Source organism: Paenibacillus sp. YAE3 (assembly GCF_057546105.1).
This window is the reverse complement of the sequence record NZ_BAAIYF010000005.1, coordinates 272,609-286,649: the sequence shown is the minus strand read 5'-3', so window position 1 is coordinate 286,649 and position 14,041 is coordinate 272,609. Positions and strand designations below refer to the sequence as shown.

Genomic DNA, 14,041 nt, shown 5'->3' with positions numbered 1-14,041 from the left:
CGATGTGCCCGGCGGCATGGGTTTTTTGCCCCATGACCGCAAGGGCTTCAGGGGGCATCGAGACGGATAGCAAACGGTGAGCAGGCAGCGAAGGACGGCTTTCCCCGGGCCGGGTCATGACGGATAAGGCGCTCACGTTCACGGCTAGGATGGGATGACAGGGTATTTATGATTACGACCGTAACATTGAATGCAGCCATCGATAAGACGTATTTTCTTCCGACGTTTCCGCTGGGCAAGGTTTCAAGGGTACAGCGGTTCCGCGCCGCGCCGGGCGGCAAAGGGATCAACGTGGCGAAGGTCGTGGCCCAGCTCGGCGTGCCGGTGACCGCAACCGGCTTCGTCGGCGGATTTAACGGCGAAATGATCAAACAGCTATTGGACCGGATGGGCATCGGGCATGATTTTGTCTCCGTTCCCGGGGAGTCGCGGGTTTGCCTGAACATTTTGGACGAGGAAAACGGTATTTCCACCGAGCTTTTGGAGCCGGGGCCGACCGTCGACCCGCAGGCTTTGGCGCAGATGGAAGAGAAAATCCGCGAGCACGCCGCCAAATCCCGCATCGTTTGCTTTAGCGGCAGCCTGCCGGCCGGGGTTCCGAAGGATTTTTACGTGAAGCTCGTATCGATCGCCAAAGAAGCCGGAGCCTACGTCATTTTGGATGCCAGCGGGGACGCGCTGCGCTTCGGCCTGGAAGCCGGACCGGATATGATCAAACCGAACGAAGAGGAAGTCGAGGAGCTTCTCGGCATCCACGTTCAGGATGAGGCGGCGCTCCAAAAGGCGGTCGAAACGCTCCTGCAAAAATACGGCATGGACCGGATCAGCGTCTCGCTCGGCGGCGCAGGCTCCATGGTGGCGTCCCAAGCGGGAACTTTCCGCGTGGAAACGCCGAAGGTCGACGTCGTGAACACGGTCGGCTGCGGGGATTCGTACGTCGCCGGAATGGCGGTCTCGCTGGCCAAAGGGCTGTCTCTCGAAGAAGGGCTGGCACTGGCTTCGGCGGCCGGCACTTCCAACGCCATGACGGACGAAGCGGGGCTGATCGAACCGGAAGAGGTGGAACGGCTGCGCGGGCAGGTACGGATCACGGCATTATAACTTGCGGCAGTATCATTTGTAATGGCCGGGCGCGTTGGCGTCCGGTCTTTCGCCGCTTCCCGAAAAAAGAGGAATGTGCCGCGCCGGCGAAGAATTTTATAGTATAAACCGAGGGCCCGTTTCAGAGCGGCCGTGAAGCGGCTGTTTATTTTCCCGGGGAAAGGGCGGGTTCATGCCGAACGGCTGGGAAAATGGGGATCGGCGACGGGGAAAAGAATACGAGGACGAAAAGGAGAGTTACATGATTAAAGCGCTTATTTTTGATTTCGACGGATTGATCGTGGATACGGAAACGCCGGCCTACCACGCCTTTTGCAAAATATACAAGGAATACGGCAAGGAGCTCCCACTCGAAATGTATGCCCGGTGCGTTGGGACTTCCTTCGAATTTTTCAACCCATATACATACCTCGCCGAATTGCTTGAACAGGCCGGGGATGCCGAACGGATCCGCAAGCAGGTCGACGTTTGCTACCGGGAGCTGTTGAAGGACGTGCAGCCGAGGCCCGGCGTCGTCAGCTATCTGCAGGAAGCCAAAAGGCTGGGGCTGCGGGTTTGCATCGCCTCGAGCTCGTATTACAACTGGATCGAGCCGTACCTGGACAAATTCGGCCTGCACGGTTATTTCGAATTCGTCAATACGGCGGATTTGGTCAAGAAGGTGAAGCCGGACCCCGAGCTTTATCGATTATCGCTGCAAAAGCTGGAGATCCAGCCGGAGGAAGCGGTCTCTTTCGAAGATTCCTTGAACGGGTTTATCGCGGCGAAACAAGCCGGAGTCCGTACCGTGATCGTGCCGAACGAGATGACGACGACCTTTTCGTTCGAAGGTTACGACCTGAAAATCCCCGACATGGAAGCGATGCCGTTAAACGAGCTGATCGAACGGCTGGAGAAGCAAAACCGGGTAGGCGAATTGGAATAATCATCCTTTAAAATCCGATAAAAAAATTCATTTTTTTACATGATACCGATTGACGGATGCCGGAGTGCCCCTTTATGATTATGAATAATCAATGGATTGTATGGAATGGAAAATTTTATACGATCGGCACTCTTTTTTTTACCCGATTGCTTTAATGCTTTCGAACACAAAAGCAGTGTAGAGGAAAATGTTGGAGGGGTCTAATGATGTTGAAGAAAAAATGGCTGCCTGTCGTCATGTCGGCGCTTTTGGCGGCAGCGCTTGCAGGTTGCGGCAGTTCTGACGGCAAGAAAACGGAAGCCGGCGGCTCCGGAAACCAAGCGGACAAAAAAACGTATAAAATCGCCATTTCCCAAATCGTCGAGCATCCGTCGCTTGACGCGACGCGGGAAGGCTTCATGGCAGCGCTTAAGGATGCGGGGTTGTCCGAAGGCGACAATCTGGAAGTGGATTATAAAAACGCCCAAAATGATCCGGCGACCAACCTGTCCATCGCGCAAAAGTTTGCTTCGGGCAAGGAAGACCTCGTGCTTGCCATCGCCACCAGCTCGGCGCAGGCCGTCGTGAAAGAGGTCAAGGACAAACCGGTCCTGTTCGCCTCCGTGACCGATCCGGTCGATGCCAAGATCGTTTCCAGCCTGGAGAAGCCGGGCGGCAACGTGACCGGCGTTTCCGACACGAATCCCGAGGCGGTTCAACGGCTGATGGATTTTATCGCCAAGCATTTTCCGAACATCAAATCGGTAGGTCTGATCATCAACGAAGGGGAGCAGAATGCGGTCGTCATGGCCAAAAATGCCGAAGAAGCGCTGGCCAAGCATAACATCAAGCTGGTCAAAGCGGCCGTGACCAACACGTCCGAAGTTAAGCAAGCCGCGCAGTCATTGGTCGGCCGCGCCGACGCGCTTTTCATTACGCTGGACAATACCGTGGTCAGCGGAGCGGATACGATCATCCAAGTGGCCAACGAAAATCATATTCCGTTTTTCTCGAGCGACTACGATACGGTTGAAAAAGGCGCGTTCGCGACCGTCGGCTTCAAATATTTCGATCACGGATACGAGGTCGGCAAACTTGCGGCGGACATTCTGAAAAACGGTAAAAATCCGGGAGAGATTCCGGTGAAAATGCAGGAGAAGCTGGACGTCGTTCTCAATTTGAAGGCTGCCGAGGCGCAAGGGGTTACGGTAACGGAAGAAATGAAGAACGAAGTGCAGGACAAGGAGAACTACATCATCAATAAGTAACGGCACGGATTGGTGTGATAGGGAGTGGCGACGTCCTTCGTCCACTCCCTTCATTGCATACGGGCTGGATTTGCGGCATCTATGAACTCTTCCGCCCGATCGGGGCGGAAATTACCCGAAGGAGGAACGTCATTATGATCAGTTCGCTGATAGGCGCGGTCGAACTGGGACTGCTTTATGCTTTGTTGGCGCTTGGCGTCTATATTACGTACCGGATTCTCGATTTTCCGGACTTGACCGTTGACGGCAGTTTTACGACAGGGGGCGGCATTGCCGCTGTCATGATTTCCCACGGATATAACGCATGGCTGAGCTGCATCGTGGCCTTTGCCGGCGGCATCGCGGCAGGGTTATGCACGGGGCTGCTCCATACCAAAGGAAAAATCAACGGGCTGTTGTCCGGGATATTAATGATGATTGCGCTGCATTCCATCAACTTGCGGATTATGGGCAAACCGAACATCGCGATCATCGATGCCGATACCGTGCTTACCTCCGTCAACCCGTGGATCGTGCTGGGGAGTATGCTGATCATCGTGCTGCTGCTCATGAACTGGTTTTTCCGGACGGACGTCGGCCTGGCGCTGCGCGCAACCGGCGACAACGACCGGATGATCCGCAGCTTCGGGGCAAACACGGACACGACCAAAATCATCGGCGTCAGCCTCTCCAACGGCCTTGTGGCGCTGTCCGGGGCCCTGATCGCGCAGCAATCCGGATTTGCGGACATTACGATGGGGGTCGGCATGATTGTCGTTGGACTTGCATCGGTGATCATCGGCGAAGCCGTATTCGGAGCCCGCAACATCATTCATGCCACGATATCCGTCGTGCTCGGCGCGATCGTCTACCGGATCGTCGTTGCCTTGGCGCTGCGGGTGGAATGGCTCGATGCTTCGGACATGAAGGTCATTACGGCGGTCATCGTCATCATTGCGCTCGTTTTCCCGACGGCCAGCCGGGCGATGAAGCAGAAAAAAATGGCCAAAAAGCGTACCGAAGAACTCACGGGGGCCTTATCGAAGGAGTTTAAGGGAGGTGATCTCCGTGCTTGAATTATCCCATGTTTCCAAGCTGTTTAATCCGGGAACGCCGGACGAAAAAATCGCTTTGCAGCACATCAACCTGAAGCTGAATCCCGGCGACTTCGTCACGATCATCGGAAGCAACGGCGCAGGCAAATCGACCTTGATGAACATCATTTCGGGCGTGATGAAACCGGACGCCGGCGCGGTCCGGATCGACGGCCAGGAGATCAGCGGTCTTCCCGAATACCGCCGCAGCCGATGGATCGGCCGCGTGTTCCAGGATCCGATGGCCGGAACGGCGCCGCGAATGACGATCGAGGAAAATTTGGCGATGGCTTACCGGCGCGGGGCCCGGCGGGGACTTTCGGTCAGCATCAACGCAAGCCGCCGCAGCATGTTCCGCGAATCGCTCGAACGTTTGGGCATCGGCCTGGAAAACAGGCTCCGCGCCAAAGTCGGACTGTTGTCCGGAGGGGAGCGGCAGGCGCTCAGCCTGCTGATGGCCACCTTCACCAAGCCGCAGATTTTGCTCCTTGACGAACATACCGCAGCGCTTGATCCCGCCCGCGCGGAGCTGATTACGAGATTGACGGATACGATTGTGCGCGAGATGCAGCTGACGACGCTGATGGTCACCCATAATATGGAGCAGGCCATTCGGCTGGGAAATCGGCTGATCATGATGGACAAGGGGAAAATCATTCTCGATATCGATGAACGGACGAAAAAGGATCTTACGATCGAAAAGCTGCTCGGCGAATTCGAACGGATCAGCGGCCACAAACTGTCGGACGATCGGGTTGTATTGGGCGGATAAGCGATTCAAATGACATCGTGTAATAAGCTCATCATCGTGCCATAAAACATACGTATAAGGAAGAACAAGGAGCTGTCGCGATCGGCAGCCGCTTGTTCTTCTTTTTGCGTATTCTTTAGACCGTTTTCATCACAGGGATGCATATTTCGCAATATCCATCGGCGATCATTTTCCCGGTATATCGTTCCAAGGCAGGCTTGTTGTCCGGTTGATATCCGCTTTGCCGCAAAGCCGGGAAAACGGCGGCCCATGCCTTTTGTACCTCTTCCTTGGTGTGCTTTACGGTGCAAACCGCATACTCGCCGCCGGTAAATTCGCCTTCCTCCACGGTATCATCCAACGCAACATCCGCCGAAATCACGATGCAGGCGTCATACCTGCAGTTTTCGGGAAGCGTCGTTTCGGGGCGATCCTGCGGGATTCCGAGCAGAATGGCCGATTCGGTCAGCAAATGTCTGTCTGCGGCCCATCGTTTCAGTGTTTCCATGGCTTGGGCATTGGCCGGGCCGTACGGGCCGACTTGCCGCACATAGGCCAAGCGGTAATTCGGAATGTTTTCCATCTTCATGTTCATCGTTAAGCTCCTTTTCTGGTCATATGAGTGAATTCACTTTGGATGCTATCATGGTATAAAAATATATTCATTCATTTTTTTCGAAAAAGCGGCAAAAGAACATCCCTCCTCCGAATAAAGGTTTTTTGGCCGTTTTCATAGAAATGATATGTTCTGGACGACAGAGGGAAACGAAAGGGTGTGGGGACATGAAGCATTTGACGAACCTGTCCTACGAGGAAGTCGTTCAATCGACGGACATGACGTTTAGCGGCTGGGATTTTTCGTATCTGGGGAACACGGGAAGGCTGCAGGAATTTCCGCTGCGCTGGAATTATTACAATCTGGTGGAACAAGCCATATCCCAATCGGAAAGCATGCTGGATATGGGGACTGGCGGCGGCGAGTTCTTGCCAAGGTTCAGCCGGCTTCCCGCGCATACTTGCGCTACGGAAGGGTATAAGCCGAATGTGGAGGTAGCCCGCCGAAGGCTTGAACCGTTGGGCGTCCGGGTTTCCTACATCGAAAAGGATGAGCAGATTCCGTTTGCGGACGATGAATTCGATCTGGTGATCAACCGCCATGAATCGTATTGCCCCAAGGAGGTTCACCGGATTTTGAAACCGGGCGGCTTGTTCATCACCCAGCAGGTTGGGGGGACGAACGACCAGGAACTGAACGAATGGCTGGCAGCGCCGAACGACGAATTTGCGCATTGGAATTTGGATTACGCCGTGCGGGAGTTGGAGCCGTATTTCGATATTCAAGGCCAAGACGAGGAGGTAACGCGTTCCAGGTTTTATGACCTGGGAGCCGTCGTCTATTATTTAAGCGTCATTCCTTGGCAAATCCCCGACTTTTCGGTGGAGCGGTATGACCGGCAGCTTCGGGAGCTTCATCGTACATTGGAGCAGCAAGGATATTTGGATACGAGCTGTCACCGTTTTATCATCGCGGCCCGAAAGAAACGGTAACGATCTGCCTGCGCGGCTTTCCCCCGGACGCGGTACCTGGGATGTTAGACGATCTTCTGCCATAATTTCATACAACCTCGCGCCAAACCATTTTTGACCTGCTAGTCAAGAATGACTATACTAGAAGTAGCAACAGCATTGAAGGAGTCTTAACAATGGATGAACGCGAACTGCTCGTTTTGGGATTGCTGATGACCCAAAGCCAGCACGGGTATCAAATCAACGATTTCATTGAGCGCAATTTGGGTCAAGTATCCGATATGAAAAAAGCGACGGCGTATGCCATTTTGAAGCGGCTCGACAAGCAGGGCTGCGTAAACGTGACGGTCGAGCAGGAAGGCAACCGGCCGCCGCGCCAGATTTATTCGATCACGGAAGAAGGCAAAAAACGTTTTTTTCAATTGCTCCGCGCTTCCTTGGTCCATGCCGAAAATACGACGCCGGACGGGAATATCGGACTGATGTTTATCGATCATTTGTCGCGGGAGGATGCCATAGAACTGCTTAAGATCAAGCTGGAGAGAGTGCAGGAACTGATCGGGGCATGTTCGAAAATTCCGCCGCACGGCGAGGGCATCGGCGTGAATTTGTCTTTCCGCCACCGCATGGCTCTGCTCGAGTGCAACAAGCATTTTCTGATCCAAACGCTGCAAGAGCTGGAAGCGAAGCAAGGATGATGAGCATTAACGCCGAAATTCCGCGTCGTTCATTATTTTTTGCTCCGCTAAGAAGTCGGGCTTATATGCAAAGATATAAAAAATTGACCTAATCCATACACCTTTTAAGTAAAGCAGCCAGTCGCCTGTAATCCATCGGCGGCTGGTTATTTAGTTTCGCTTGCATGCGAATGGAGTTAAAGCCTAGATCCAATACAACAAAAATGCCCTGATCGCGGTCTTTAGACTTTGATTAGTGCGCTTAGATATTAAAGCATACTATTTTGTATAATGGACGATAGTACAAAAAAGAGACACAATCTTTGTCTGGGGGACATCTTTGAAAACGTCCATCTTTGAATTGGTGGAGACAGCGGACGATCTGCCGTTTGATGTATCGCTGCACCGGGTAAATTACGTGCCGAGCCATTGGCATACCAGCGTGGAGATCATATTCGTGCTGTCCGGCAATCTGGAAGTCACCGTCGGAACCGAGCGGCACACGATAACCGAAGGCGATGTATTTGTGATTAATTCCAGCCATGTCCATGAGGTCATTGGCCTGGACATGAACATTATCGCCACGTTTCTGATCCCAATGGTATTTTTGAAGGATAACATTAAAGGCATTGAGGACATACAGTTCGAGTGCAATTCTTCCACGGTCCGGCCGGAACAGAAAAGCGGGTTGGACCGAATCCGCCAGATGCTGGCAGAGATGGTCGAGCTGAAGCAGAAAAAAGGAGAGGCGTACGAGCTGGATATGGGAATCCGCATGCTGGCCGTATTTTCCATGCTCATTAAGCAGTTCAAATCCTCCGAAACCGGCGGCGCGATCAACGAGAAGTATATGGAGCGCATGCTCCGAATAATCAATTACATCGATGAGCATTACAATGAACCGATCACCCTGCAATCGATTGCCAAGAAGGAATTTCTGTCCGTGCCGTATCTGTCCAAATTTTTCAGCGAAAATATCGGACTTAATTTCCAATCCTATTTGACCAGCATCCGGTTGAAGAACGCGGTGGAGGAACTGCTTCGTCATGAAGACCTCCCGATTGCCGATCTGGCGTTAAGCCACGGATTTCCCAATGCCAAATCGTTTTACACGGCGTTTAAAAACAAATACCGCATGACCCCTCACGAATACCGCAAGCAGTATCGGCCTGAACGGGAAACGGAAGAGAAGAAGCAAGACATCTCTTCGAACTATCTTCAGTTCAACCAATCCAGCGCACTGGGGATCATCCGTCAGTATTTGCGGCGGACCGAATCGTTGGAGGTTGAAACGATCCAGGCAATCGAATCGAAGACCTACGAGGTGAACGCGGCCGCTCCGGGAAGAAACCTGAAGCATACGTGGAAAAACCTCATCACGATCGGGAAAGCGCAGGAAGGGCTGCATGCCGATGTACAACAGCAGCTGGCCTATGTGCAGCAATGCTGTCCATTCCGGTATTTACGCTTCCACGGAATCTTTGACGACGGGATGATGGTATATGATGAAGACGAGGCAGGCCGGCCGCGCTACAATTTCAGGCTGGTGGACCAGCTGTTCGATTTTATGCTGTCGATTGGCTTGAAGCCGTTCGTGGAGCTGGGATTTATGCCCTCCGCGCTGGCCTCCGATCCCGGGAAGACGGTGTTCTACAGAGCCAGCTTTACGAGCCCGCCGAAGTCGCTGGATAAATGGTGCGGACTTATCGACAGCTTCCTTCGTCACTGTATGAACCGTTACGGCGCGGCGGAGGTCGAGAGCTGGAGATTCGAGTTCTGGAACGAGCCGGAATTAAACGTATTTTGGCCCGGATCCGTTCAGGAATACCATGAGCTGTATCTGGCCACCTACAGAACCGTCAAACGGTTGTCCGCAGGACTGAAGATCGGCGCACCCGGACGAATCATCACCGTGACTTCGCCGGAAACGGCGACGAATTTTTTCGCGTTTTGCCGCAAGCACGATTGTCTTCCCGACTTCATTCCGCTGCATTTTTATCCGCATGAAGAAATCGAAAAACGAGTTCAGCAGGAAGAAGCGGAGCTCACGCAGGACGAAGAGCTTTACCGGAGGCTGCTGGAGAAATTCGGAGGGATTTCGCCGAATCCCGATTTTCTTAAGGAGAGACTTGCGATGGAGCTGCAGCTGCTCGCCGACCAGGGGTTATCCGGCCGCGAGGTGTATATGACGGAATGGAATTCGACCGCCTATCACCGCGAATTGACGAACGATACCTTATACAAGGCTGCCTATATCGCCAAAAACATTCTCGATAATCTTGATGCCATCGACGGTTTCGGTTACTGGGTGCTGAGCGACAACATCGAGGAAACGTTCCCGTCACCGCGTTTGTTTCATGGAGGACTTGGGCTGATCGCCCAATATGGGATCCCGAAGCCCGCCATGCATGCGTACAGGCTGCTCGGCAAGCTGGGGGAGACGCTGATTGCCCGCGGGGACGGATATATCGTGGCCACCCGCGGAGACTCCATTCAAATCATGACGTATAATTACTGTCATTATGATGATCTTTACGCTCTCGGCGACACTTCGTTTATAGATGAAACACACAGGTATAACGGATTCAAGGAAGAGAAAATCTTAAAAATCGACATCGCGCTTAGCGGGTTACCTCAAGGCGCGTACCGCATGGTTACCCAGACGATCACCCGCAAACACGGCAGCAGCTACGACAAATGGGTGGAAATGGGGGCACCGGAATCATTGACGGCTGAGGATATCGCTTATCTGAAGCAGAGCTCCACCCCATTAAGAGAGGTTCAAGTCTTGAACGTGGAGAACGAGAACGGGACGGTGATTGGCTCCACCTTGAAACCGCATGAGGTGCAGCTGATTGAATTAACGCCTATGGTATGAGCGGCAGCACAATCTGTGTCAATTTTTAAGCCAATCGGAAAGGGAGAGTTAAACGCTTTCATAATGAGATTAAAAATCGCCCCATAAGTCTTTAAACAACCGCCTGTCTTCATGAAGGCGGTTTCTTTTATAATTTGATTGTAATCGTTTTCAAGACAATGGGAGGTTATATAAATGGCTGGAGCTAAAGTAAAAGGACAGGTCAAAACCCCTTTTGGCCGATTGACTTTCGGCGTGATGTTGGGCTACGGCCTGATGATGGTCGCACTCATGACACCGGCGACACTGTTGTTGACATTCAAGATGATCGAGATCGATCCGAATGGATATACGTCGTCTTATGGCCTCGTGGCCGGAATCGGCGCTTTCTTCGCCTTGATCGGAAACCCCTTGGGCGGTGCGATCAGCGATCGGACGATCAACCGATTCGGACGCCGGCGCACCTGGATATTGCTCGGCCCCTTGGTCGGCAGTGCCGCGCTTCTGATGATTGGCTGGACATCCTCGTTATGGCTCATCATCGTTGGGTGGGCAATTGCGCAGCTGTTCTTCAACTTCGGGATGGCGGCGTACACGGCGCTCATTCCCGATCAGGTGAAAGAGGAAAAACAAGGCACGATCTCCGGTCTGCTCGGCATGTCCTTACCGCTCGGGATCGTCGTCGGGATGGTCTTGATGACCTTGTTGCCTGATGTCTCCTCGGCCGCGAAATGGACGCTTATCGCCGCGATCGGCATCGTAGGCCCGATGATCAGCCTGTTCCTCATTCAAGAAGGAAAAGTGGAAATTATCCGCGAGCATAACACGGTCGTGCCGCTCGGCGAAAAGCTGAGCAAAATTTACCCTAGCCCGCGGCGGTTCCCGGCGTTTTCCTGGGCGGTCGCTTCGAAATTTTTGATGATGATGGGATACTGCAGCAGCCTTTACCTCACGGTGATGCTTGTCAACCGGATGGGTTACACGGAAGCCCAGGCTACGTCCAGCGTGGCTACCGTGAACATTATATCCACGATAGCCATGGCGCTGACCAGTATTTTCGGCGGGATGCTGTCGGATAAATTCCGTAAGCAAAAGCCGTTCTTGTATGTGTCTGCATTCATTATGGTGATTGCCGTTCTGATATTTGCGTTTGTTCCTCATTACTTGGCTTATGTCATCGCATCCGCGGTGCTTGGTCTTGGGTTCGGCTGTTTTTCCGCCGTCGATATGGCTTTGGTGGCGCGCATTCTGCCGCGCAAAGAAGATTCGGCCAAGGACTTCGGCATCATGAACGTGGCCAACGCCTTGCCGCAATCGATCGTTCCGGCGATTGCTCCGCTTCTGTTAAGCGCAGGCACATCGATTGGACTAGGCAGCTGGACGTTCTTCTACCTCGTCCTTGCCATATTCACGGCAATCGGCATGATCTCGATCAAGCCGCTGCCGGAAGTAGGCGAGCCCGTAGCCACAGAGAACGGAACCGAAACGGCAGGCATCAGCCTTGCGGCAGGCAGCATCAACTGAACGTAACACTCGGATAAAAATAAAGAGAAACGGGGAGAGCGAACATGAGAAACCATACTTTAGATACGATCAATAAGACAGAAGAAACGGTTCGATATGTAAAAAATCCTGGCGGCCCCACGCTTGGTTACAGCCAGGAATCGGGCGTGGGCATCATCGAGCAGGACGGCTTGTTCTTCAAGGATTTAAGCCGTGACGGCAAGCTGGACAAATACGAGGACTGGCGGCTGTCGCCGGAGGAGCGGGCGAAAGACCTGGCCTCGAAAATGACGGTCGAGCAGATTGCCGGCCTGATGCTGTACAGCCGCCATCAGTCGATTCCCGCGCTCAGTAACGGCTGGTTCTCAGGCACGTATGGCGGGAAAACGTATGAGGAGAGCGGAGCAAAGCCCTGGGAACTGACCGATGAGCAGATCGCATTTTTGACCAAAGACCATGTGCGGCACGTGCTTGTGACCACGGTGGAAAGTCCGGAGGTCGCGGCGCGCTGGAACAATAAAATCCAGGCGTTTGCCGAAGGCACCGGCCTCGGGATTCCGGCAAACAACAGCTCCGATCCCCGCCACGCTTCGGATTCAAGCTCCGAATTCAACGCGGGTGCGGGCGGCCATATCTCCATGTGGCCCGAGACGCTCGGCCTTGCGGCGACTTTCGACCCGGAGATCACGAAGAAGTTCGGGAGGATCGCTTCCCGGGAATATCGCGCGTTAGGGCTGGCTACCGCCCTGTCTCCGCAAATCGATATCGCCACGGAGCCGCGCTGGTTCCGGTTTAACGGCACGTTCGGCGAAGATTCGAAGCTCGCGGCCGATATGGCCCGCGCATATGTCGACGGCTTCCAGGCTTCCGAAGGCGATCGGGAAATCGCGGACGGCTGGGGTTATGACAGCGTGAATGCGATGGTGAAGCATTGGCCGGGAGGAGGCTCGGGTGAAGCCGGAAGGGACGCCCATTACAGCTGCGGGAAGTATGCGGTGTATCCGGGCAACAACTTTGACGAGCATTTGGTGCCTTTTGTTGACGGGGCATTCAAGCTGGACGGCAAAACAGGGAAGGCGTCAGCCGTCATGCCGTATTACACGATCTCCCTCGGTCAGGACACCGTAAATGGCGAAAATGTCGGCAACTCCTATAACTCGTACCTGATTCGGGATTTGCTGCGCGGCAAATACGGATATGACGGCGTCGTATGCACGGACTGGATGATCACGGCCGACGTATCCGGTGCCAAGGATTCTTTTCTGAGCGGCAAACCATGGGGCGTGGAGGATTTGACCGTGGCCGAGCGCCATTACAAGCTGCTGATGGCGGGCGTTGACCAATTCGGCGGCAACAATGAGATCGAGCCGGTGCTTGAGGCTTACAAGATCGGGGTTCGCGAACACGGCGAAGCCTATATGCGGGAACGCTTCGAGCAATCGGCCGTCCGGCTGCTGAAAAATATGTTCCGCCTCGGCTTGTTTGAAAATCCGTACCTCGATCCGCAGGAAAGCGCCAAGCTGGTCGGGAACCCCGAATTTATGCGGGAAGGTTACGAAGCACAGCTTAAATCGATCGTCATGCTCAAAAACAAAAACGGGGTGCTCCCGCTTCATGCGAAAAGCAAAGTTTACATCCCCAAACGTTTTCTTCCGCCGGGAAAAGACTGGTTCGGCCATCCGACGCCGGAAAGCTATGATTATCCGGTCAACCTGGAGGTCGTCTCGAAATATTTCGAAGTCACCGACCAACCGGACGAAGCGGAATTTGCCCTTGTCTTTATCGCATCACCGAAGTCCGGCACCGGCTACAGCCAAGAGGACGAGGAGCGGGGCGGGAACGGTTATGTGCCGATCAGCCTGCAATACAAGCCGTATACGGCAGAGTATGCCCGGGAAGTCAGCCTGGCCGGCGATGAACACGGGAAGGAACCGCGAAACCGTTCTTATAAAGGAAAAACCGTTATTCCGCATAATACGACGGATTTAAACATGGTACTGGAGACGAAGGAAAAAATGAAAGGCAAACCCGTCATCGTCTCCATGGTGTTGAGCAATCCCACGGTCGTTTCGGAGTTTGAAGCGGAAGTGGATGCCATCCTGGCGAACTTCGGCGTTCAGGATCAGGCGATCATGGATGTATTGACGGGGGCGGCGGAGCCGTCCGGGCTGCTGCCGATGCAAATGCCCGCCCATATGCGCACCGTCGAAGAGCAGTTGGAAGATGTCGCGCACGATATGGAGTGCCATGTCGATTCGGAGAAGCATGTATATGACTTTGCCTTCGGGTTGAACTGGAGCGGCGTGATCGAGGATGAGCGAACCAAGAAATATCGTAAAAGCTAAACTAGGCACTTTGTTTGGTTCATTCCCATGAAAAA

Annotated in this window: 11 protein-coding genes; 10 read left to right on the top strand and 1 reads right to left on the bottom strand. The window is 53.6% G+C overall.

Annotated elements, in window-relative coordinates; all coding sequences use genetic code 11:
• Positions 1-168 precede the first annotated feature (168 nt).
• The 5 genes from pfkB (at position 169) to AC27KL_RS12165 (ending at position 5,118) form a co-directional block, all read left to right on the top strand.
• Positions 169-1,101 (top strand): 1-phosphofructokinase, encoded by a 933-nt coding sequence (gene pfkB / locus AC27KL_RS12185; protein WP_487169843.1) that lies wholly within the window; start codon positions 169-171, stop codon positions 1,099-1,101.
• A gap of 241 nt (positions 1,102-1,342) precedes the next feature.
• Positions 1,343-2,026 carry an HAD family hydrolase gene (locus AC27KL_RS12180; RefSeq protein ID WP_487169842.1) on the top strand — a complete coding sequence of 228 codons (684 nt, stop codon included), beginning with the start codon at positions 1,343-1,345 and terminating at the stop codon, positions 2,024-2,026.
• Between the two features lie 206 nt (positions 2,027-2,232).
• The gene (locus tag AC27KL_RS12175; protein ID WP_036710384.1) at positions 2,233-3,273 is read left to right on the top strand and encodes an ABC transporter substrate-binding protein; all 1,041 of its coding nucleotides are present in this window, start codon (positions 2,233-2,235) and stop codon (positions 3,271-3,273) included.
• A gap of 134 nt (positions 3,274-3,407) precedes the next feature.
• On the top strand, positions 3,408-4,328 hold the full coding sequence (locus AC27KL_RS12170; protein WP_339321134.1) for an ABC transporter permease: 921 nt from the start codon (positions 3,408-3,410) through the stop codon (positions 4,326-4,328).
• On the top strand, positions 4,321-5,118 hold the full coding sequence (locus AC27KL_RS12165; RefSeq protein WP_036710386.1) for an ABC transporter ATP-binding protein: 798 nt from the start codon (positions 4,321-4,323) through the stop codon (positions 5,116-5,118). Before AC27KL_RS12170 ends, AC27KL_RS12165 begins: the two co-directional genes overlap by 8 nt.
• A 115-nt stretch (positions 5,119-5,233) precedes the next feature.
• On the opposite strand, the gene AC27KL_RS12160 is transcribed toward AC27KL_RS12165, so the two are convergent.
• Positions 5,234-5,692: an AraC family transcriptional regulator gene (locus AC27KL_RS12160; protein ID WP_487169841.1), complete on the bottom strand. Its 459-nt coding sequence runs from the start codon at positions 5,690-5,692 to the stop codon at positions 5,234-5,236.
• Between the two features lie 188 nt (positions 5,693-5,880).
• On the opposite strand from AC27KL_RS12160, the gene AC27KL_RS12155 reads away from it, so the two are divergent.
• The 5 genes from AC27KL_RS12155 (at position 5,881) to AC27KL_RS12135 (ending at position 14,006) form a co-directional block, all read left to right on the top strand.
• The gene (locus AC27KL_RS12155; RefSeq protein WP_487169840.1) at positions 5,881-6,645 is read left to right on the top strand and encodes a class I SAM-dependent methyltransferase; all 765 of its coding nucleotides are present in this window, start codon (positions 5,881-5,883) and stop codon (positions 6,643-6,645) included.
• A gap of 155 nt (positions 6,646-6,800) precedes the next feature.
• Positions 6,801-7,322, top strand: coding sequence for a PadR family transcriptional regulator (locus AC27KL_RS12150; RefSeq protein ID WP_487169839.1), 522 nt, complete (start codon positions 6,801-6,803; stop codon positions 7,320-7,322).
• A 319-nt stretch (positions 7,323-7,641) separates the two neighbouring features.
• On the top strand, positions 7,642-10,179 hold the full coding sequence (locus AC27KL_RS12145) for a GH39 family glycosyl hydrolase (RefSeq protein WP_487169838.1): 2,538 nt from the start codon (positions 7,642-7,644) through the stop codon (positions 10,177-10,179).
• Positions 10,180-10,353: 174 nt separating this feature from the next.
• Positions 10,354-11,682 (top strand): MFS transporter, encoded by a 1,329-nt coding sequence (locus AC27KL_RS12140; RefSeq protein WP_487169837.1) that lies wholly within the window; start codon positions 10,354-10,356, stop codon positions 11,680-11,682.
• A gap of 44 nt (positions 11,683-11,726) precedes the next feature.
• Entirely contained in the window at positions 11,727-14,006 is a 2,280-nt protein-coding gene (locus tag AC27KL_RS12135) for a glycoside hydrolase family 3 protein (protein WP_487169836.1), read from the top strand.
• Positions 14,007-14,041: the final 35 nt, after the last annotated feature.